The organism is Collimonas sp. GW821-FHT07E08, from assembly GCF_059418905.1.
In genome coordinates, this window is the sequence record NZ_JBWKQR010000015.1 from 66,933 (window position 1) to 86,944 (window position 20,012).

General features: G+C 60.0%; 19 protein-coding genes. 11 read left to right on the top strand and 8 right to left on the bottom strand.

Annotated features, from left to right (window positions below):
• Positions 1-32: 32 nt before the first annotated feature.
• The 8 genes from aroQ to AC07RZ_RS19080 all read left to right on the top strand — a co-directional run bounded on the left by aroQ (position 33) and on the right by AC07RZ_RS19080 (position 7,114).
• Entirely contained in the window at positions 33-470 is a 438-nt protein-coding gene (gene aroQ / locus AC07RZ_RS19045; protein WP_494669134.1) for a type II 3-dehydroquinate dehydratase, read from the top strand.
• Positions 471-595: 125 nt separating this feature from the next.
• Positions 596-1,063 (top strand): acetyl-CoA carboxylase biotin carboxyl carrier protein, encoded by a 468-nt coding sequence (gene accB, locus AC07RZ_RS19050; RefSeq protein WP_092396864.1) that lies wholly within the window; start codon positions 596-598, stop codon positions 1,061-1,063.
• A gap of 168 nt (positions 1,064-1,231) precedes the next feature.
• The gene (gene accC, locus AC07RZ_RS19055; protein WP_092396668.1) at positions 1,232-2,614 is read left to right on the top strand and encodes an acetyl-CoA carboxylase biotin carboxylase subunit; all 1,383 of its coding nucleotides are present in this window, start codon (positions 1,232-1,234) and stop codon (positions 2,612-2,614) included.
• Positions 2,615-2,656: 42 nt separating this feature from the next.
• Positions 2,657-3,568 carry a 50S ribosomal protein L11 methyltransferase gene (gene prmA / locus AC07RZ_RS19060; RefSeq protein ID WP_494669135.1) on the top strand — a complete coding sequence of 304 codons (912 nt, stop codon included), beginning with the start codon at positions 2,657-2,659 and terminating at the stop codon, positions 3,566-3,568.
• A 10-nt stretch (positions 3,569-3,578) separates the two neighbouring features.
• On the top strand, positions 3,579-4,955 hold the full coding sequence (locus AC07RZ_RS19065; protein ID WP_494669136.1) for a DUF3426 domain-containing protein: 1,377 nt from the start codon (positions 3,579-3,581) through the stop codon (positions 4,953-4,955).
• A gap of 107 nt (positions 4,956-5,062) precedes the next feature.
• The gene (locus AC07RZ_RS19070) at positions 5,063-5,995 is read left to right on the top strand and encodes a carbohydrate kinase family protein (protein ID WP_144742136.1); all 933 of its coding nucleotides are present in this window, start codon (positions 5,063-5,065) and stop codon (positions 5,993-5,995) included.
• A gap of 206 nt (positions 5,996-6,201) precedes the next feature.
• Positions 6,202-6,459, top strand: a complete 258-nt coding sequence (locus AC07RZ_RS19075; RefSeq protein WP_494669137.1) for a hypothetical protein — start codon at positions 6,202-6,204, stop codon at positions 6,457-6,459.
• Positions 6,460-6,574: 115 nt separating this feature from the next.
• On the top strand, positions 6,575-7,114 hold the full coding sequence (locus tag AC07RZ_RS19080) for a peroxiredoxin (RefSeq protein ID WP_494669138.1): 540 nt from the start codon (positions 6,575-6,577) through the stop codon (positions 7,112-7,114).
• An 82-nt stretch (positions 7,115-7,196) separates the two neighbouring features.
• Here the strand turns inward: AC07RZ_RS19080 and AC07RZ_RS19085 are convergent, their stop codons facing one another.
• A complete protein-coding gene (locus AC07RZ_RS19085) occupies positions 7,197-8,399 on the bottom strand; it encodes an MFS transporter (RefSeq protein WP_494669178.1) in 1,203 nt (400 codons plus the stop codon).
• A gap of 212 nt (positions 8,400-8,611) precedes the next feature.
• Here AC07RZ_RS19085 and AC07RZ_RS19090 point away from each other — a divergent pair, with 212 nt between their 5' ends.
• Positions 8,612-9,418: an AraC family transcriptional regulator gene (locus AC07RZ_RS19090; RefSeq protein ID WP_494669139.1), complete on the top strand. Its 807-nt coding sequence runs from the start codon at positions 8,612-8,614 to the stop codon at positions 9,416-9,418.
• 124 nt (positions 9,419-9,542) lie between these two features.
• Here AC07RZ_RS19090 and AC07RZ_RS19095 read toward each other — a convergent pair whose 3' ends face one another.
• Together AC07RZ_RS19095 and AC07RZ_RS19100 are read right to left on the bottom strand one after the other, a co-directional pair.
• Positions 9,543-10,151: a glutathione S-transferase N-terminal domain-containing protein gene (locus AC07RZ_RS19095; RefSeq protein ID WP_144742128.1), complete on the bottom strand. Its 609-nt coding sequence runs from the start codon at positions 10,149-10,151 to the stop codon at positions 9,543-9,545.
• Positions 10,152-10,181: 30 nt separating this feature from the next.
• Complete coding sequence (locus tag AC07RZ_RS19100) at positions 10,182-10,415, bottom strand: hypothetical protein (protein WP_494669140.1); 234 nt, start codon at positions 10,413-10,415, stop codon at positions 10,182-10,184.
• On the opposite strand from AC07RZ_RS19100, the gene purB reads away from it, so the two are divergent.
• Entirely contained in the window at positions 10,414-11,781 is a 1,368-nt protein-coding gene (purB, locus tag AC07RZ_RS19105; RefSeq protein WP_494669141.1) for an adenylosuccinate lyase, read from the top strand. The two genes, AC07RZ_RS19100 and purB, sit on opposite strands and share 2 nt — an antisense overlap.
• Positions 11,782-11,849: 68 nt before the next feature.
• On the opposite strand, the gene secF is transcribed toward purB, so the two are convergent.
• The 5 genes from secF to queA form a co-directional block, all read right to left on the bottom strand.
• Positions 11,850-12,794 (bottom strand): protein translocase subunit SecF, encoded by a 945-nt coding sequence (secF, locus tag AC07RZ_RS19110; RefSeq protein ID WP_144742122.1) that lies wholly within the window; start codon positions 12,792-12,794, stop codon positions 11,850-11,852.
• Positions 12,795-12,890: 96 nt separating this feature from the next.
• On the bottom strand, positions 12,891-14,756 hold the full coding sequence (gene secD, locus AC07RZ_RS19115) for a protein translocase subunit SecD (protein ID WP_494669142.1): 1,866 nt from the start codon (positions 14,754-14,756) through the stop codon (positions 12,891-12,893).
• Between the two features lie 193 nt (positions 14,757-14,949).
• The gene (yajC, locus tag AC07RZ_RS19120) at positions 14,950-15,303 is read right to left on the bottom strand and encodes a preprotein translocase subunit YajC (RefSeq protein ID WP_092396642.1); all 354 of its coding nucleotides are present in this window, start codon (positions 15,301-15,303) and stop codon (positions 14,950-14,952) included.
• Positions 15,304-15,517: 214 nt separating this feature from the next.
• Positions 15,518-16,645, bottom strand: coding sequence for a tRNA guanosine(34) transglycosylase Tgt (tgt, locus tag AC07RZ_RS19125; protein WP_494669143.1), 1,128 nt, complete (start codon positions 16,643-16,645; stop codon positions 15,518-15,520).
• Between the two features lie 23 nt (positions 16,646-16,668).
• Positions 16,669-17,688: a tRNA preQ1(34) S-adenosylmethionine ribosyltransferase-isomerase QueA gene (queA, locus tag AC07RZ_RS19130; protein ID WP_144742116.1), complete on the bottom strand. Its 1,020-nt coding sequence runs from the start codon at positions 17,686-17,688 to the stop codon at positions 16,669-16,671.
• Between the two features lie 161 nt (positions 17,689-17,849).
• On the opposite strand from queA, the gene recG reads away from it, so the two are divergent.
• A complete protein-coding gene (recG, locus tag AC07RZ_RS19135; protein WP_494669144.1) occupies positions 17,850-19,970 on the top strand; it encodes an ATP-dependent DNA helicase RecG in 2,121 nt (706 codons plus the stop codon).
• The last annotated feature ends 42 nt before the right edge of the window (positions 19,971-20,012 follow it).

Here is a 20,012-nt window from a genome sequence, read left to right on the forward strand (position 1 = left end):
CGGCCATCGTCGTCAAACGGAGCACCATCTCCATGGCAAAAAATATACTTCTACTCAACGGACCCAACCTGAATCTGCTGGGTACAAGAGAGCCGGAAGTCTACGGTTCGACCTCGCTGAGCGATGTCGAACAGGCAGCTCGGGCCCAGGCAACCGCCGCTGGGGCCCGGCTTGAGCATTTCCAAAGCAATCACGAAGGCGCACTGATAGACCGCATCCATGCGGCCAAGGCAGAAGGCGTCGATGCCATCGTGATCAACCCAGGCGGGCTCACGCATACCAGCGTCGCCTTGCGCGACGCACTGACTGGGGTGGCGATCCGTTTTATCGAGGTCCACATCTCGAATATCCACCAGCGAGAAGCATTTCGACATCATTCCTATTTATCGGATGTCGCTGTGGGAGTCATTTGCGGTTTAGGCGTGGATGGCTATCGCGCAGCTGTTGAATTTGCCATTAAGAAACTCTAGTTGATATCTAGTTGATAATTTGCAGTAACTCCAGCGTTTTTGCAGATTCCTTGCAACGGCGCTGAATGCCTGTCAAAAAAACGAAAAATAGCTTTTCATTATTTATATATTCTGAAGGATTGCATATGGATTTGAGAAAACTCAAAACGCTGATCGACTTGGTCGCTGAATCAGACATCGAAGAGCTGGAAGTGACGGAAGGCGAAAGCAAGGTCCGTATCGTCAAGTCGTCTGCATCCCAGCAAAACCAGGTTGTCATGATGCAACCGCAACACCAGCACCCGGCCCAGTACCAGGTCGCCGCGCCGGCGCCGGTAGCTGCCGCCGCCGCGCCGGTGGAAGTGGCTGCCGTGCCGGAAGGCCATGTCGTCAAGTCACCTATGGTCGGCACCTTCTACCGCTCGTCGGCTCCCGGTTCGCCGGCATTTGTCGAAGTCGGCTCGGAAATCAAGGAAGGCGGCACCTTGTGCATCATCGAAGCGATGAAGCTGCTCAATGAAATCGAAGCCGACGCTTCTGGCGTAGTGAAGAAGATCCTGGTGGAAAACGGCCAGCCGGTCGAATTCGGCCAACCGCTGTTCATCATTGGTTAATAGACCTGTACCGAGAGAACTACCGAGTTGCCTGCACGGCGGCATCCGCTTACCCGGGTCCCGCCGTTCCGGTTTCCAGTACAGCGCCATCCGCCTTTGAGCGACGGCCGTATTGGCAACCCAATGCTTGATAACGCTTAACTCTTAGCGACGCATATACCAATTACTATGTTTGAAAAAATCCTTATCGCCAACCGCGGCGAAATCGCCTTGCGCATCCAACGCGCCTGCCGTGAAATGGGCATCAAAACCGTGATGGTCCATTCCGAGGCAGACCGTGACGCCAAGTATGTGAAACTGGCGGATGAATCGGTCTGTATCGGCCCGGCGCCGTCCAGCCTGAGTTATCTCAACATGCCGGCCATCATCAGCGCTGCTGAAGTGACCGATGCCGAAGCCATCCATCCGGGCTACGGCTTCCTGTCCGAAAACGCCGATTTCGCTGAACGGGTTGAACAGTCGGGTTTTGTTTTCATCGGCCCGCGGCCGGCGAACATCCGCCTGATGGGCGATAAAGTATCGGCCAAACAAGCCATGATCCGCGCCGGCGTGCCTTGCGTTCCAGGTTCGGAAGGCGCGTTGCCCGACGATCCGAAGGAAATCGTCAAGATTGCCCGCAAGATCGGCTATCCGGTCATCATCAAGGCGGCCGGCGGCGGCGGCGGACGCGGCATGCGCGTGGTGCATACCGAAGCAGCGCTGGCCAATGCCGTGACCATGACCAAGACCGAAGCCGGCGCCGCATTCGGCAATCCGGAAGTGTATATGGAGAAGTACCTGGAAAATCCGCGCCACGTGGAAATCCAGATCCTGGCCGACCAGTTCAAGAACGCGGTCTGGCTGGGCGAGCGCGATTGCTCCATGCAGCGCCGCCACCAGAAAGTGATCGAAGAAGCGCCAGCGCCCGGCATCCCGCGCAAGATCATCGAAAAAATCGGCGACCGTTGCGCCGAAGCTTGCCGCAAGATGGATTACCGCGGCGCCGGCACTTTTGAATTCCTGTATGAAAATGGCGAGTTCTACTTCATCGAAATGAACACCCGGGTCCAGGTCGAACATCCGATCACCGAAATGATCACCGGCATCGACATCGTGCAGGAACAGATCCGCATTGCCGCCGGTGAAAAGCTGCGCTTCCGCCAACGCGATATCCAGCTCTCCGGCCACGCTATCGAATGCCGCATCAACGCCGAAGACCCGTTCAAGTTCACGCCGTCGCCAGGCAAGATCCTGTCATGGCATGCTCCCGGCGGCCCTGGCATCCGGGTCGATTCGCATGCGTATGCGGGCTATTTCGTGCCGCCGCATTATGATTCGATGGTGGGCAAGGTGATCTCTTACGGCTCGACCCGCGAACAGGCGATCCGGCGCATGCAGATTGCGCTGTCGGAAATGGTGGTCGAAGGGATCCAGACCAACATCCAGCTGCACCGCGAGCTGATGATCGACGCCCGTTTCATCGAAGGCGGGACCAACATCCACTACCTGGAACACAAACTGGCCGAACGGCCGGTAGTAGCCAAGGAAACGGATAAAGCGGCGAAGAAATAAGGATTCCCTGCGGGGGATCTCCATTACACAGTAAGGCATCTGATGAGCTGGACCGAAATTGTTATTGAAGTTGCACTGAGCGACGCCGAAACGCTGTCTGATGCGTTGATGGACGCTGGCGCCTTGTCGGTCTCGGTAGAAGATGCCGACCTGGGAACGGCAGCCGAACAGCCCCTGTTCGGCGAACCCGGCATGGAGCCCAAGGAAGCCGCCTGGCAGCGCAGCCGGGTGGTGGTCCTGGCCGAAGTCGACGCCGACCATGCAGCGATCGTCAGCAACGCCGCCAAGGCATGCGGCGTCGCGGTCCCGCCCTACTCGCTGCGGCCGGTGGCGGCGCAGGACTGGGTGCGGCTGACCCAATCCCAGTTTGAACCCATCCATATCGGCAAGAACATCTGGGTAGTGCCTAGCTGGCACGATGCGCCCGACGCCGACGGCCTGATCCTGGAACTTGATCCCGGCCTGGCTTTCGGCACCGGCAGCCATCCGACTACCCGCCTTTGCATGGAATGGCTGGAAATCCATGTGCCGCAGCAGAAACCGCAATCGCTGCTCGATTACGGTTGCGGCTCCGGCATCCTGGCCATGGTGGCCAAGAAGCTGGGCAGCGACTGTACCGTGGTCGGCGTCGATATCGACCCGCACGCCATCGATGCAGCGCGCTACAACAGCGAACGCAACCATTGCGACGTGGCCTACTACCTGCCGGAAGATTTCAGCGCCCGGAGCGCAGTGCAGGTATTCGATATCGTCGTCGCCAACATCCTGTCCGGCCCGCTCAAGCTGATGGCGCCCATGCTGTGCAGCCGCATCGCTGCCGGCGGCAGCCTGACATTGTCCGGCGTGCTGGCGGAGCAGGCGGAAGACGTCATCGCCGCCTATGCGCAGTGGATACCCCTGAGCGTCTGGGCAGAGCAGGACGGCTGGGTCGCGCTGTCCGGAACCCTGAAGTAAGCGGCACGCCATGGCGCTCGCGACCCAATGTCCGCATTGTCAGACCACCTTCCGGGTCGCCAACGACCAGCTGAAACTGCGCGGCGGCCTGGTTCGCTGCGGCAGCTGCCGCGAAGTCTTCAACGGCATCGAGCACCTGGTGCGGTCCGAAGTGGCGGCGCCGGTAGCGGCGCCGGAACCAGACATCGCAGCGCCCCGGACCCATGCCTTTGCTACCGACAAAACCCCCGTAGCAGAACCGCAGCATAGCGCGCCGCCGCCAGCTTACATCGCACCGGAACCGGGACCGGAACCGGAACCGGGACCGACGCCGGAACCCGAACCGGCGGTTGCCGTTGCCACAGACCACCCGCTGCCTGTCATCATCGCGCCTGTCGTCACGCCTGAACCCGGAAGATCCACGGCATCAGGCCGGGTAGAAGCGGCGATTGACGGCCTCGAAGAAGATTTGCGCATCGCTGAAGAAACCAGCCAGTCGGCGCCGGCCGACGTGCACCACACCCCGTTCGGCCTGATCAAGCCATCCGCGCCCACCGATCCCGGCCAGGCAGCCAGCGATCCGCCACCCCCCAATGTCTGGCATCGCCACGTCGACGATGAGGAAGACAAGCAGATGGCGCGCATGACCCTGATGCACGTCGCCGGCCAGGACGACGACACGCTGGCGGCAAGAGCCGGATCGGGCTCTGCGGCCGATGATGTCGATGAGCTGGACCGCATCATCGATGAATTGCAGCGCAAGCCGTGGCGCGCCGAAAAAATTCCTGCCGCCGCAAATTCCCAGAGCGCGGCTGACAGCGGCGACAGCAGCAAAAAGAAGAACCGCGAAAAAAACGCTGAACCCGAACCCGCCGCTGCCGACGAACCCGATTTTGTCCTGAGCGCAAGGCGCAAGCAGCGTATCGGCGGCACGCTGCGCTGGGCCATGTGGGGCACCGCTGCGCTGATGCTGGTCGGGCTGGCCGGACAATCGACATATTTTTTCCGCGACCAGCTGGCAGCGCGCCTGCCGCAGCTTAAGCCGGCGCTGGTCGGCGCCTGCGCGAAAATCGGCTGCAGCGTTGGCCTGCCCATGAAGATCGACAGCATTTCGATCGAAGCCAATGAACTGCAGGCGGTCGATCCTGCCCGCAATCTGTTTTCGCTGAACCTGCTGCTGCGCAACCGCAGCGACACGGTGCAAGCCTGGCCCAATATCGAACTGACCTTGAACGACGACAGCGAGAAGGCGATAGCGCGCCGGGTATTTACGCCGCGCGACTATTTGAGCCCATCGGCCGATCCGGCCCAGGGTTTCGCCAGCGACCAGGAACAGCCCGTGAAACTGGGCTTTGAGTTATTGCAGCTGAAGGCGTCCGGTTACCGGGTGTATCTGTATTACCCTTGAGCGGCAGCGAGCGGCGCAAAGTTTACCGGTTGCGCTTAAACTCTATTCCGTAATTATTTTATTTGCGCAGACCATCCGCGCCAACCAGCAAGTTTTCCTCTTTTACTATGACCTCTCTTATCTGCGGTTCACTGGCTTTCGACGTCATCATGCAATATCCGGGGCGCTTCTCGGATTCGCTGCTGGCCGACCAGCTGCACAAGATCAGCGTTTCCTTCCTGGTGCCGACCTTGCGCCGCGACTTCGGCGGCTGCGCCGGCAACATCGCCTATAACCTGAAACTGCTGGGCGGCGATCCGCAAATCATGGCGACCATCGGCCACGACGGCGGCGACTACCTGGCGCGCCTCGACCGCCAAGGCATTTCGCGCAAGACCGTGCGCACCATCGAGTCGATCTATACCGCGCAATGCTTCGTCACCACCGACGCCGACAATAACCAGATCAACGCCTTCCATCCCGGCGCGATGACTTTCTCGCACGAGAACAAGGTGGCCGATGCCGGTCCGGTCAAGCTGGCGATTGTCGCTCCCGACGGCCGCGACGGCATGCTGCAGCATGCCGCCGACTGCGCGGCGCAAGGCATTCCGCTGATCTTCGATCCGGGCCAGGGCATGCCGATGTTCAACGGCGACGAACTGAAGCAGTTCATCGAACTCGCGACCTATATCGCCATGAACGACTACGAAGCCGAAATGCTGGCTTCGCGCACCGGCTTGTCGCTGGCGCAGATCGCCGAACGGGTATCGGCGCTGATCGTCACCCGCGGCGAACTCGGCGCGGAGATATTCACCGCCGGCGGCAAGATCGACATTCCTTGCGTCGAAGCTGAACAGGTGCTGGATCCGACCGGCTGCGGCGACGCCTTCCGCGCCGGCATGCTGTATGGCTTGAGCAACGGCATGGACTGGGCCACCACCGGCCGCCTTTCCAGTTTACTGGGCAGCATCAAGATTGCGCATCTGGGACCGCAGAACCACGCGCCGAGCCGCGCTGAAATCGATGAGCGCTTCCAGCGTGAATTTGGTTACCGATTGTAAAAGTAGCACATCAAATCCTGTGCTCCGGGCTGGTACTGGCTGGAGTATAGGAACAAAAATCCCTCATCTCCCCAGTATCTTCTTCGATAATCAAGATATACCCCCGCAATTGCCGATTCCGGCGTGATACACATCGCCCTGTCCAACCTGAACTAATCTGCTAGGCTTATATCCAATTTCCATCAGTACCAGGGACGGAGGGTCTCATGAAAAAGCGACTATTAATCGGAGCAACACTGCTGGGAGCAACCATGTTGCTGGGCGGCTGCGTTGCCTATCCGTATGCGGGCGATCCGTATTATGGCGGCTACGGCGGTTATTACGGCGGCGGCTACTACGCCCCGGCGCCGGTGTATGTGGGGCCTAGCGTGGACATCGGCTTTGGCTATTCGCGCGGCTGGGGCGGACGAGGCTGGGGCGGTCGAGGTTGGGGCGGCGGCGGCGGCTGGCACGGCGGCCATTAAATCCACTGCCCGGCATGTCTCTTCGCAGCCTTGGCTAGCACCAGGTTAAACAAGTGATTGGACAACGCTGCGATCTCGACGCATGATGCTGCTTATCATTCATCCAGGAGTCCTCATGAAACGACTGATTGCCGCTTTATTGGTTTGCAGCGCTGTTGCCGCACCGGCTTTTGCCGCCCTCAAGGCCGGCGAGCAAGCGCCGCCGTTTACTACCCAGGCTTCTCTCGGCGGCAAGGTGTTCAGCTACTCGCTGGCCGATGAACTGAAAAAAGGGCCGGTGGTGCTCTACTTTTATCCGGCCGCGTTTACCAAGGGCTGCACTATCGAAGCCCATCTGTTTGCCGATGCGGTCGACAAGTACAAGGCGCTCGGCGCATCCGTGATCGGCGTATCCGCCGACAACATCGATACCCTCAACAAATTCTCGGTCAGCGAATGCCGCAGCAAATTCGCGGTTGCCTCCGACCAGGACCGGAAAATCATGAAATCCTATGATTCGGTGCTGCTCTCCAAGACCAGCTATGCAGACCGCGTATCGTATGTGATCGCTCCCAACGGCAGCATCATCTATGAATACAGCAGCATGGATCCGGACAAGCATGTCGGCAACACGCTGCAAGCATTGGAACAATGGGTCGCCAAGCAAAAGAAATGATGTAGCGATAGACAGAGGGCAGAAAAAAAGCGCGCTGGCGACAGCGCGCTTTTTTAACGACTTGATTTACGGCTTAATCCGGTCAGCCGGCGGCTTTGCGCCGATGCCCTTCAAGATTCGGCAGGAACGCCGCCAGCAGGCCGATCAGCGGCAGGAAAGAACAGACCTGGTAGACGAAGCTGATGCTGGTCATGTCGGCCAGCTTGCCTAAGGCAGCGGCGCCGATGCCGCCCATGCCGAAAGCGAAACCGAAGAACAGGCCGGATACCGTGCCGACCTTGCCAGGCACCAGCTCCTGGGCGAATACCAGGATCGCCGAGAACGCTGACGCCAGGATCACGCCGATCACCACCGTCAGCACGCCGGTCCAGAACAGGTTAGCGTACGGCAGCATCAGGGTGAACGGCGCCACGCCGAGGATAGAGACCCAGATCACCAGCTTGCGGCCGACCTTGTCGCCGATCGGACCGCCCAGCACGGTGCCTGCCGCCACCGCAAACAGGAATACGAACAGATGCAGCTGCGCCGACTGCACCGACAGCTGGAATTTGTCGATCAGGTAAAACGTGAAATAGCTGCTCAGGCTGGCCATGTAAAAATATTTCGAGAAAACCAGCATCAGCAAGATGCCTACCGAAAACAGCACTTTCTTGCGCGGCAACGCCACGTAATGCTGCTTTGCCTTGGCCGGCTTGTTCTGCGCTTCCTGGCGCTTGCGCTTGTACCAGTTGCCGATCTGCCACAACACCACGATCGCCAGCAGCGCCGCCGCCGAAAACCAGGCGATGCTGGTCTGTCCGTGCGGGATCACGATCCAGGCCGCCAGCAGCGGTCCCATGGAGCTGCCGGCATTGCCGCCCACCTGGAAAATCGACTGCGCCAGGCCATGGCGGCCGCCGGAAGCCATGCGCGCTACCCGCGACGACTCCGGGTGGAAAATCGACGAGCCGGTGCCGACCAGGGCCGCCGCGAACAGCAAGATGCCGTAGCTGGGCGCGACCGACAGGATCAGCAGGCCCACCAGCGTGAAGCCCATGCCCAGCGCCAGCGAATACGGCTTCGGATGCTTGTCGGTGTAGAGCCCCACCAGCGGCTGCAGGATGGAGGCGGTGATCTGGTAAGTCAGGGTAATCAGGCCGATCTGGGCAAAGCTGAGATTGAAATTTCCCTTCAACAGCGGATAGATAGACAAGATCAGCGACTGGATCATGTCATTCAGGAAGTGGGCAAAACTGATGGCGCCCAGTACCCGAAAACCGGTTTTCTCGGCATCGTGCGATCCCATGGCGGGAGAAATCTGCTTGGCTGCGGTTTGCATGGCGGTGAAATGAATAGTGGCGAATTAGGTACGATGAAAGGCGCAAATGAAACAAGAAACGGCCTGCTTAGGCATCGAAAAAGATTTCTTCATTCGCAAGCCATCAGTGTAAGCAAAAAAACAGAGACTGTTTTAAGATAGAAAGACATAATTTGTCGCATTTCTGCCATTTCGTCCCTATGCCTGCTCAAATACTCACCCATACCAAGATCGGCTTGCTTGACGTCGTGCCGGACGCACTGCATCCGGTACGCCTGCGGGCGCGCGACCTTGACGCCGCCAAGCTGCTGAGCGCGCACTTCCATCCCTGGGGCCAGGTTACCTATGCAGCGGAAGGCGTGCTGCGCGTGAGCGTCGGCAACAGCACCTGGATCGTGCCGCCGCTAAGGGCGATCTGGATTCCTCCGCTGGTGGAGCATGAAATCGCCACCATGGAAAAATCCCAGCTGCGCGCCTTGTACATCCATGCCGATGCGACGCCTTTCGACGGCCAGGAATGCATCGTGCTGGAGGTCTCGACCTTGCTGCGCGAACTGATCGCGGCCTTGTCGCAGACCGACGACGGCAGCCGCAGGGAAACCCTGCTCAGCCAATTGATACTGGAGGAACTGACGGCGGCGCAAACCCAGGGCATACGCATTTCCCTGCCGACCGAAAAGCGCTTGCACGCCATCTGCCAGGTCCTGATGGAAACGCCCGATTCCGGCATGACGCTGGCCGGCTGGGCAGACCAGGTCGGGGCCTCGGAAAGAACCCTGGCGCGCCTGTTCGAGCGCGACCTGGGCATGACCTTCGGCCAGTGGCGGCAGCAGATCAGGCTGGCGCACGCGGCGCCGATGATCGCGCGCGGCATGCCGCTGTCGCTGGTTGCCGCCGAACTGGGGTATGCCAGCCAGTCGGCATTTTCCGCCATGTTCAGGAAAACTTTCGGGCAGTCGCCGTCGACCTTCTTCGCGCCAAAGAAAACCGGCCAGGCAGGCAATTAGCGCACGGCGGGGCCGAGGCCATGCATGAGAAGAGGTTTGCGGGGGAACAGATGCAGCCGAGAGCCGCTGTTGCATCGTCCGTGTGACGCAACACGGACGGAACAGCCTGCTTCGGTAGTACGGCTTATTGCGGAGCGGTGTCCTTGAACGACTGGCGCTCGGACAATTTCTCGTACAACTTGGCCAGCGTCGGATAGTCTTCGCGCCAGGTAATTTCCGGGAAGCGGAAACTGAGCCAGCCCAAGGCGCAACCGACGGCCACGTCGGCCAGCGAATAGTGGATGCCGGAGCAGAACGGCTTTTCCGCCAGGCCGGCCGCCATCGCTTTCAGGCCGCCGTCGATCTTGCGCTGCTGGCGGTCGATCCAAGCCTGGCTGCGTTCGCCTTCGGCGCGCTGCGTGCCTTCCAGGCGGATCAGCACGCCCGCTTCCACCACGCCGTCGGCCAGCGCTTCCCAGCATTTCACTTCGGAGCGCTCGCGGCTGTTAATCGGGATGAGTTTACCAACCGGCGTCAGGGTGTCGAGATATTCGACGATCACGTGCGAATCGAACATGGCGCCGCCGTCTTCCATCACCAGGCAAGGCACCTTGCCCAAGGGATTCGAAGCATGAATCTTGGTGTCGGCGGCCCAGACATCTTCCAGCACGAATTCGTAGTCCAGTTTCTTTTCCGCCATGACAACACGTACCTTGCGGACGAAAGGACTAGCGAGGGAACCGATCAGCTTCATATGTCACTTATGGTAAAAAATGTTGGCTGATTATAGCATTCGCCCCCAGCGACTTTGTCCATCACTGGCCCGGCCCGGACGCAAAGCGGCATATTTACCACGTTGCAAATGGTAAAATTCGGTTTGGCTCGTTATTGCCTTGCGTTGTTGACAGACGTTGTTGCCAGAATCCGCATCGTTTTTAAGCGCGCTGCGCACTTGTAAAATAGAAACAACCGGCGTACCGGCCCTATCTTCATTCACCTCTATAGCCACCATTATCATGTCTCTTTCCACGCTTTCCGCCCTGTCCCCGCTGGATGGCCGCTACGCCGCCAAAACCGGCAAGCTGCGCCCGATCCTGTCCGAAGCCGGTTTCATGCACCATCGGGTCAAGGTTGAAATTGCCTGGCTGCAAGCCCTGTCGACTGCGGGCTTCGCCGAGATCAAACCCTTCTCCGCCAGCGCCAGCGCGCTGCTCGACAAGCTGGCCAGCGACTTCAGCGAAGCCGATGCAGAACGCATCAAGGCCATCGAAGCCGTCACCAACCACGACGTCAAGGCGGTCGAATACTGGCTCAAGGAACAGGTCAAGGACGTGCAGGAACTGGTCGCCGCCTCGGAATTCATCCACTTCGCCTGCACCTCGGAAGACATCAACAACACCTCGCACGGCATGATGCTGAAAGCCGCGCGCGATACCGTGCTGCTGCCTGCCCTGCAGGAAGTGATCGCCAAGCTGACCGAGCTGGCGCACGCCAACGCCGATTTGCCGATGATGTCGCGCACCCATGGCCAGCCGGCCAGCCCGACCACGCTCGGCAAGGAAATGGCCAACGTCGTGGCGCGCCTGCAGCGCGCGGTGAAGCGCATCGCCGCCGTGGAAATCCTGGGCAAGATGAACGGCGCGGTCGGCAACTACAATGCGCACCTGTCGGCCTATCCTGACTTCGACTGGGAAAATTTCTCGAAGAACGTGATCGAACAAAGGCTGGGCCTGGTGTTCAATCCCTACACCATCCAGATCGAACCGCATGACTACATGGCGGAACTGTTCGATGCGATCAGCCGCAGCAACACCATCCTGCTCGACCTGAACCGCGATATCTGGGGCTACATCTCGCTGGGCTTTTTCAAGCAGCGCACCAAGGCCGGCGAAATCGGCTCGTCGACCATGCCGCACAAGGTCAACCCTATCGATTTCGAGAATTCGGAAGGCAACCTGGGCATGGCCAATGCTGTGCTCAAGCACATGTCGGAAAAACTGCCGCTGTCGCGCTGGCAGCGCGACCTGACCGATTCCACCGTGCTGCGCAATATCGGCGTCGGCCTCGGTTACGCGATCCTGGCTTACGACAGCTGCCTGCGCGGCCTGAACAAGCTGGAAGTCAATCCCGGCCGCCTGGCGGAAGACCTGGATGCTACCTGGGAAGTGCTGGCCGAGCCGGTGCAAACCGTGATGCGCCGCTACGGCATTGAAAATCCCTACGAGCAGCTGAAAGAGCTGACACGCGGCAAAGGCATCTCCAAGGATGCATTGCGCGAGTTCATCCTCAAGCTGGAAATCCCGCAGGAAGCCAAAGACCATCTGCTGGCCATGACACCGTCCAACTACATCGGACATGCAGCATTGCTGGCCAGGAAAATCTGAAACGCCGCTTTCCGCCAGACCAAAAAAAAACCAGCCCGGAGGCTGGTTTTTTTTATTGCCGCGACGCTTTATACCACCGCGCCGTCAGTCTCGTCCTTTTCCTTGATCGGCTTGATCATGTCTTCGCGCTTGACGCCCAGCCACATTGCCACTGCCGCCGCCACGAACACTGAAGAATAGATACCGAACAGGATACCGATGGTCAGCGCCAGCGCAAAGTAGTGCAACGCCGGGCCGCCGAACACGAACATCGACAACACCATGATTTCGGTACTGCCGTGGGTGATGATGGTACGGGAAATCGTGCTGGTGATCGCGTGGTTCATGACATCGGCCACCGCCAGCTTGCCGAAGCGGCGGTCGCGGAAGGTTTCGCGCACGCGGTCGAACACCACCACCGATTCATTCACCGAATAGCCCAGCACCGCCAGGATCGCCGCCAGCACGGTCAGCGAGAATTCCCATTGGAAGAAGGCGAAGAAGCCGAGGATGATCACCACGTCATGCAAGTTGGCGATGATCGCCGCCACCGCGTATTTCCATTCGAAACGGATGGCCAGGTAGATGACGATGCCGATCACCACGAACAGCAGCGCCATCAAGCCGTCATGCGCCAGCTCGTCGCCCACCTGCGGTCCGACAAATTCGGTGCGCTTGAGCTGCACATCGGCGTCCTGCTGCTGCAGGGCCTTCAGTACGGCGGCGCTTTGCTCGTTGGAGTTTTCACCTTTTTTGGCCGGCAGGCGGATCATCACATCTTGCGCGGTGCCGAAATTGGTGACTTGGTTATCGGTATAACCAAGGCTTTCAACCGATTTGCGGATGCCTTCGATATTGGCCGGCTTGCTGTAGGCGACTTCGATCACCGTACCGCCGGTAAACTCGATCGACAGATGCAAGCCTTTCGAGAACAGGAAGAATACGGCCAATACAAACGTCAGCGCCGAGATCGCATTGAATATCAATGCATGGCGCATGAACGGAATATCTTTTTTGATACGGAAAAGTTCCATCACATTCCTTTTGGTTCACACCACTGGTTCTTGCCTGTGCAGCCGCGCGATGGCGGCCGCAACGTTATTCAATATGCGCTTGCGCTTAGCCGCGGCTCAAGCGTTCGGCTTCCAGATCTGGCCAATCGACAGGCTGGTCAGCTTCTTCTTGCGGCCGTACCACAGGTTGGCGAAACCGCGCGAAACGAACACTGCCGAGAAAATCGAAGTCAGGATGCCCAGGCAGTGCACCACCGCAAAACCGCGGATCGCGCCGGAACCGAAAATCAGCAATGCCAGGCCGGCGATCAGCGTCGTCACGTTGGAGTCCAGGATCGTGGCCCAGGCGCGGTCGAAACCGATCGAGATCGCTGCTTGCGGCGAATTGCCGTTGCGCAGCTCTTCACGAATACGCTCGTTCACCAGCACGTTGGCGTCGATCGCAATACCCAGCGTCAGGGCGATCGCGGCGATGCCCGGCAGGGTCAGCGTCGCCTGCAGCGTCGACAGCACGGCGATCAGCAGCAGCAGGTTGACCGACAGCGCCAGCACGCTGAAGAAACCGAACAGCATGTAGTAGATGATCATGAATACGGCGATCACGGCAAAACCGTACATGGTCGAATCGAAGCCCTTCTTGATATTCTCGGCGCCCAGCTGCGGGCCGATGGTGCGTTCTTCGATGATGGTCATGGGCGCCGCCAGCGAACCGGCGCGCAGCAGCAGCGCCAGGTCGGCGGCCGCTTCAGGAGAACCCATGCCGGTGATCTGGAAGCGCGAGCCCAGTTCGCTCTGGATGGTAGCCACGGTCAGGACTTCGCCCTTGCCTTTTTCAAACAGCACGATCGCCATCGCCTTGCCGACCTTGCCGCGGGTAGCGTCGCGCATCTTGCGGCCGCCATCGCCGTTGAGGTCGATGCTGACTGCCGGCTGCTGGTTCTGGTCAAAGCTCACGGCTGCGCTGGAAATATAGTCGCCGGTCAGGACCGGCTCCTTGTACAGCACGACCGGGGCATTCTTGCCGACCTTGAACAGCTCGGAACCGAAAGGCACGGCCGCGGTGGTTTCCGTGCCGCGCGTCACCGACTCGTCCACCATCCGCACTTCCAGCGTAGCGGTGCGGCCGATGATGTCCTTGGCGCGCGAGACGTCTTGCACGCCAGGCAGCTGCACCACGATGCGGTCAGCGCCCTGGCGCTGGATGATAGGCTCGGCCACGCCCAGCTCATTGACCCGCTTCGACAAGGTCGTGATGTTTTGCGTGACGCCGTTGTCGACGATCTGCTTCAACGCTTCCGGCTTGAGCGACGCCGTCAGCGTCGGATCGGCGCCGGCGACAGGAGGCGCAACCTGGATCAGCATTTCCGTCAATTGCGGCGCCAGCAGGTCGCGCGCCTTGTTGAGCGTGTCCTGGTCGCGGAAACTGATGTCGATGCTGTCGCCGTTGCGGTTGATGCCGCTGTAACGGATATCCTTGTCGCGCAAGGCGCTGCGGGCGCTGGCTTGCAAGCCTTGCAGGCGCTTGTTGATGACCGCCTTGGTATCGACCTGCATCAGGAAATGCACGCCGCCGCGCAAGTCGAGGCCCAGGTACATCGGGAAGGCGTGCAGCGCTTGCAGCCAGTGCGGCGTGTTCGGCACCAGGTTGAAAGCGACAACGTAGGTCGGATCGGTAGGATCTGTATTCAGGTTCTGTTCCAGCAGGGCCTTGGCCTTGAACTGGGTGTCGGTATCGTGGAAACGCGCGCGCACGGTGCCCTGCGCGCCGGTGTTTTCAAACGCCACGCCGTCAGTCTGCAGCTTGCCTTGCTGCAGCACTTGCGACACCCGGTCGGCCAGCGAGCTGTCGACCTTCAATGTCGATTTGCCGCTGCTCACCTGTACCGCAGGCGATTCGCCAAAGAAATTCGGTATGGTGTACAGCACGCCAAACAGCAGCGCGATGACGATCAGAATATATTTCCAGAGAGGATAGCGATTCATATTGATTCAGCGTTCTGTGTGAGTCTCAGAGGGAGTCTCTTGCTTGCATGGTTGGTGCAGCCGATGCCCTGCGTGCAATGTCTTGCCGTGCTGCGCTTGTAGCACTGCGCCGCCAGGCTCTTTTTTATTCCGGACTTTACATTTGAAGAGAGCACCCGCCTGGATGCTCTCGTTCCGTCAGTCGGGCGCCTGGTTACAGGGCCGTCTTGATCGTGCCCTTTGGCAGCAATGTGGTGACCGAACCCTTTTGCACCACGACTTCAGTGCCGCTGGCGATTTCCAGGGTGATGTAAGCGTCGGCAACCTTGGTGATCTTGCCCAGCATGCCGCCGGCCGTCACTACTTCATCGCCCTTGGCGAGCGCTTCCATCATGGATTTCTGTTCTTTCTGACGCTTCATTTGCGGACGGATCATCAGGAAATACAACACGACGAACATCAGGATGATCGGCAAAAAGCTGGTCAGGTTGCCGCTCAGGCCCAGTGGGCCGGTAGCAGCAGTAGCCGCAGGTGCAGTTTGCGCGTAAGCGCTGGAAATAATTGACACGAGTTGCTCCAGGTAATAGTTTGAAAATAGCCCAGCATTCTAGCATTGGGTAACGGCATACAACCGTCCAGCCGCCCCCCCCGGCGCTATTTATTGCCGGGAAAATCGGCCCGATGCGCCGCCCTTATTACGGGAGTCGGCAGACCAGGCCGGTGTTCATAGACCGGCTTGCCTGGAAATAGTTGCAAAATGCATACTTTTTCCAGGGTAAATCCTATACGCCGCGCGCCCGGTCCAGGTGGAACTGGGTTACGAATACACTGAACTGCCCGACATCCAGCGCTGCCCGGATATTCTTCATCAGGTCCAGGTAGTAATGCAGATTGTGAATCGTATTGAGCCGCGCGCCAAGGATTTCACCGGTACGATGCAAATGATGCAAGTATGCGCGCGAGAAATTGCGGCAAGCGTAGCAGCCGCAAGTCTCGTCCAATGGCTTCTCGTCATCCTTGTAACGGGCATTCTTGATCTTCAGGTCGCCGAAACGGGTAAACAGCCAGCCGTTGCGGGCGTTGCGGGTCGGCATCACGCAATCAAACATGTCGACCCCGTTTTCGACCCCTGCCACCAGGTCTTCCGGCGTGCCGACGCCCATCAGGTAATGCGGCTTGCCGGCCGGCAGGCGCGGGCCGATGTGCTCCAGCACGCGCATCATTTCTTCCTTCGGTTCGCCCACCGACAGGCCGCCGATGGCGATGCCGTGGAAACCGACGTCTTCAAGGCCGGCCAGCGACTCGTCGCGCAGGTTTTCAAACATGCCGCCCTGGACGATGCCGAACAGCGCGTTCGGGTTTTCCAGCTGGTCGAATTCGTTCTTGGAGCGCTTGGCCCAGCGCAGCGACATCCGCATCGATTGCGCCGCTTCCTCGCTGGTGGCGGGACGGCCGTCGATTTCATACGGCGTGCATTCGTCGAACTGCATCACGATGTCGGAATTCAGCGATTTCTGGATCTGCATCGAGACCTCGGGCGAGAGGAACAATTTATCGCCATTGATCGGCGATGAAAATTTCACGCCCTCTTCGGTAATCTTGCGCATCGCGCCCAGCGAAAACACCTGGAAGCCGCCGGAATCGGTCAGGATCGGCTTGTCCCAGGCCATGAACTTGTGCAGGCCGCCGAATTTATCGAGCACCTCGGTGCCAGGCCGCAGCCAAAGATGGAAGGTGTTGCCGAGGATGATCTGGGCTTCGATCTCCACCAGCTCCAGCGGCGACATCGCCTTCACCGAGCCGTAGGTGCCGACCGGCATGAAGATCGGCGTTTCGACCGTACCGTGGTTAAGTTTCAGGCGGCCGCGGCGGGCCTTTCCTTCGGTTTTCAGCAGCGTGAATTCAAGCATGGATTTTCAGTCAGTAATCAGGATCAAACGTTATAGGTAAGCAGCATCGCATCGCCGTAGCTGAAGAAGCGATAACGCTGCGCGATGGCATGGGCGTAAGCGGCGCGGATGCAGTCGTAGCCGGCAAAAGCCGAGACCAGCATCAGCAAGGTCGATTTCGGCAGATGGAAATTGGTGATCAGGCGATCCACGGTCTTGAAGACGTAGCCGGGAGTGATGAACAAGGCGGTGTCGGCGCTGCCCGCCTGTAAAACGCCGGACTGCGAGGCTGACTCCAGCGCCCGCAAGCTGGTAGTGCCGACCGCAACCACCTTGCCGCCGCCGGCCTTGGCAGCGCGCACGGCATCCACGGTGGCTTCGGCGATGGTGTACCACTCGCTGTGCATCTTGTGTTCCGCCAGGTTCTCGCTGCGCACCGGCTGGAAAGTGCCGGCCCCTACATGCAGCGTGACATAGGCGAAGCCGATGCCCTTTTGCTGCAAGCTTTGCAGCAAGGCCTGGTCGAAATGCAGGCCGGCGGTGGGCGCCGCCACCGCGCCCGCGTGTTTGGCGTAGACGGTTTGATAACGGGTTTCATCGAAAGCATCGGCATCGTGCTCGATATACGGCGGCAAAGGCAGGCGGCCATGTGCCTCGATCAGTTCGAACACATCGTCCGGGAACACCAGCGTATAAAACTCGCCGACGCGCTCGCCCACCACGACGTCGAATGCTTCGGCCAGGCAGATCCGGGCGCCGGCAGGCGGCGATTTCGAGGCGCGCACCTGGGCGTGCACGGTACGGTTGTCAACCACGCGTTCGACCAGCACCTCGACCTTGCCGCCGGTTTCCTTGACGCCGAAGAAGCGCGCCTTGAGTACGCGGGTATCGTTGAACACCAGCAGGTCGCCGGGATTCAACAGGTCGACAATGTCGGCGAACCGGCGGTCAATCAACTGTCCGCCGTCGATATGCAGCAGGCGCGAGGCGCTGCGCTGCGGCAGCGGGGTTTGCGCGATCAGCTCAGGAGGCAGTTCGAAATCGTAATCGGATAGAGAATGCATGCTCGGATAAAAATAATGAAATTAGGCTCAACTTGCCAATACAGCTATAGGCTTTACAATGGCAAACGCTGAAATCTGTACACAACAGGGATGCAGCAACTCGATGCTTTTTTATGAGCAAACCCGCTATTTTACGCCCTGTGGCCTACAAACCGCCTGATATGCCTGCTCCGAAGCGAAAACCTGCCGCTGCTGCCCCCCCCGCCCCGGCTGCGAACACCCGCGCCAGCAAACTGGAAAAGCTGGGCCTGCGCACGGACATGGACCTGGTTTTGCACCTGCCGCTGCGTTATGAAGATGAAACCGAGATCGTCGCCATCCAGCAAGCCGGCATGATGGGCACCAGCGTAGCGCAAGTCGAAGGCGTCGTCACTGCCTGCGATATCCAGTACCGGCCGCGGCGGCAGCTGATCGTCACCATCGCCGACAATAGCGGCCAGCTGGTGATGCGTTTCCTGAATTTCTACGGCAGCCAGACCAAGCAGCTGGCGGTCGGCACCCGGGTGCGCGCGCGCGGCGAAATCCGCCACGGCTTTTTCGGCGCTGAAGTAGTCCACCCCAGTTACAAGGTGGTGCTGGAAGGCGCTCCCTTGCCTGATGTCCTGACCCCGGTTTACCCGGCCGGCGAAGGCCTGTCACAGATTTTCCTGCGCAAGGCGATTGCCGACGCCATGCAGAACGTCGCCTGGCATGACACCTTGTCGCCGGCGCAGCTGGCGGCGCAGCAGCTGATGCCGTTCGAAAGCGCGGTGCGCCTGCTGCACAATCCACCGCCCGACGTCGACGAGCATGCGCTGGAAGACCGCTCTCATCCGGCCTGGGTGCGCATGAAATTCGATGAGCTGCTGGCCCAGCAATTGTCGTTGAAACGGGCCCAGGTCGCACGGCGCGCCAAGAATGCCCGCGCGCTGCCGGTGGTCGGGCAGTTGTCCGCAGCCTTCCTCGCCACGCTGCCGTTTACCCTGACCAAGGCGCAGCAGCGGGTGGTGGCCGAAATCAGCGCCGACCTGCAAGCCTCGTTTCCCATGCAGCGCCTGCTGCAAGGCGATGTCGGCAGCGGCAAGACCGTGGTTGCCGCCCTGGCCGCGGCACAAGCCATCGACAGCGGCTACCAGGCGGTGCTGATGGCGCCCACCGAAATCCTGGCGGACCAGCATTTCCGCAAGATCGCCGCCTGGATGGAGCCGCTTGGCGTGCGCGTCGCCTGGCTCACCGGCAGCCTGAAAAAGAAAGAAAAGCTGGCGGCCCAGGCCATGATCGAGTCGGGCGAGGCGCAACTGGTGATCGGCACCCATGCCCTGATCCAGGACAGCGTGCAGTTCGCCAGGCTGGGCCTGGTGATCGTCGACGAACAGCATCGTTTCGGCGTCGGCCAGCGGCTGGCGCTGCGCAACAAGACCGTGTCTGAAAACGGCGGCAGCGATGCCGTCCAAAACACGGCGCCGGTGGTGCCGCACCAATTGATGATGAGCGCCACGCCGATTCCGCGCACCCTGGCGATGACTTATTACGCCGACCTGGAAATCTCGGTGATCGACGAACTGCCGCCCGGCCGCACCCCCATCGTCACCCGCGCAGTCGACCAGGCACGGCGCGACGAGGTGATCGCACGGGTGCATGCGGCAGTACAGGACGGACGCCAGGCGTACTGGGTCTGCCCGCTGATCGAAGAATCGGAGGCCCTGCAGCTGCAGACCGCCACCGAAACCTACGCAATGCTGGCCGAAGCGTTGCCGGACCTGCGGATCGGCCTGGTGCACGGCCGTCTCAAGCAAGCCGAAAAACAGGAAGTCATGGACGCCTTCAGCGCCGGCGCCTGCCACGTGCTGGTCGCCACTACCGTGATTGAAGTCGGGGTCGATGTCCCCAACGCTTCGCTGATGGTGATCGAACATGCGGAACGCTTCGGACTGTCGCAGCTGCACCAGCTGCGCGGGCGGGTTGGACGCGGTTCTGCCGCCAGCGTATGCTTGCTGTTATACCAAAGCCCGCTCGGCTATGTCGCCAAGCAACGCCTGATGACCATGCGCGAAACCACCGACGGCTTCGAAATCGCGCGGCGCGACCTGGAAATCCGCGGCCCCGGCGAATTCCTCGGTGCGCGCCAGTCAGGCCAGGCCATGCTGCGTTTTGCCGACCTGGCTACCGACCAATGGCTGGTCGACCGCGCCCGCGACCTGGCGCAAACGCTGCTGCAGGATCCGGCGCCAGCCAGCCAGGCTACCGTCAGCGCCCATCTGACGCGTTGGCTGGGCGGCCGCGAAGATTTCCTGAAGGTTTGAGCGGCATGGGCAAAAATGATGGTTATTTTGCAAAAGCGGCGC

Excerpts from the sequence above, each read along its gene's own strand:
- accC (WP_092396668.1), top strand. The coding sequence starts at position 1,232 with ATGTTTGAAAAAATCCTTATCGCCAACCGCGGCGAAATCGCCTTGCGC.
- recG (WP_494669144.1), top strand. The coding sequence starts at position 17,850 with ATGCCTGCTCCGAAGCGAAAACCTGCCGCTGCTGCCCCCCCCGCCCCG.
- queA (WP_144742116.1), bottom strand. The coding sequence starts at position 17,688 with ATGCATTCTCTATCCGATTACGATTTCGAACTGCCTCCTGAGCTGATC.
- AC07RZ_RS19080 (WP_494669138.1), top strand. The coding sequence starts at position 6,575 with ATGAAACGACTGATTGCCGCTTTATTGGTTTGCAGCGCTGTTGCCGCA.
- accB (WP_092396864.1), top strand. The coding sequence starts at position 596 with ATGGATTTGAGAAAACTCAAAACGCTGATCGACTTGGTCGCTGAATCA.
- tgt (WP_494669143.1), bottom strand. The coding sequence starts at position 16,645 with ATGCTTGAATTCACGCTGCTGAAAACCGAAGGAAAGGCCCGCCGCGGC.
- AC07RZ_RS19100 (WP_494669140.1), bottom strand. The coding sequence starts at position 10,415 with ATGATAATGGTGGCTATAGAGGTGAATGAAGATAGGGCCGGTACGCCG.
- AC07RZ_RS19070 (WP_144742136.1), top strand. The coding sequence starts at position 5,063 with ATGACCTCTCTTATCTGCGGTTCACTGGCTTTCGACGTCATCATGCAA.
- AC07RZ_RS19075 (WP_494669137.1), top strand. The coding sequence starts at position 6,202 with ATGAAAAAGCGACTATTAATCGGAGCAACACTGCTGGGAGCAACCATG.
- secD (WP_494669142.1), bottom strand. The coding sequence starts at position 14,756 with ATGAATCGCTATCCTCTCTGGAAATATATTCTGATCGTCATCGCGCTG.
- AC07RZ_RS19085 (WP_494669178.1), bottom strand. The coding sequence starts at position 8,399 with ATGGGATCGCACGATGCCGAGAAAACCGGTTTTCGGGTACTGGGCGCC.
- AC07RZ_RS19065 (WP_494669136.1), top strand. The coding sequence starts at position 3,579 with ATGGCGCTCGCGACCCAATGTCCGCATTGTCAGACCACCTTCCGGGTC.
- prmA (WP_494669135.1), top strand. The coding sequence starts at position 2,657 with ATGAGCTGGACCGAAATTGTTATTGAAGTTGCACTGAGCGACGCCGAA.
- aroQ (WP_494669134.1), top strand. The coding sequence starts at position 33 with ATGGCAAAAAATATACTTCTACTCAACGGACCCAACCTGAATCTGCTG.
- purB (WP_494669141.1), top strand. The coding sequence starts at position 10,414 with ATGTCTCTTTCCACGCTTTCCGCCCTGTCCCCGCTGGATGGCCGCTAC.
- AC07RZ_RS19095 (WP_144742128.1), bottom strand. The coding sequence starts at position 10,151 with ATGAAGCTGATCGGTTCCCTCGCTAGTCCTTTCGTCCGCAAGGTACGT.
- secF (WP_144742122.1), bottom strand. The coding sequence starts at position 12,794 with ATGGAACTTTTCCGTATCAAAAAAGATATTCCGTTCATGCGCCATGCA.
- AC07RZ_RS19090 (WP_494669139.1), top strand. The coding sequence starts at position 8,612 with ATGCCTGCTCAAATACTCACCCATACCAAGATCGGCTTGCTTGACGTC.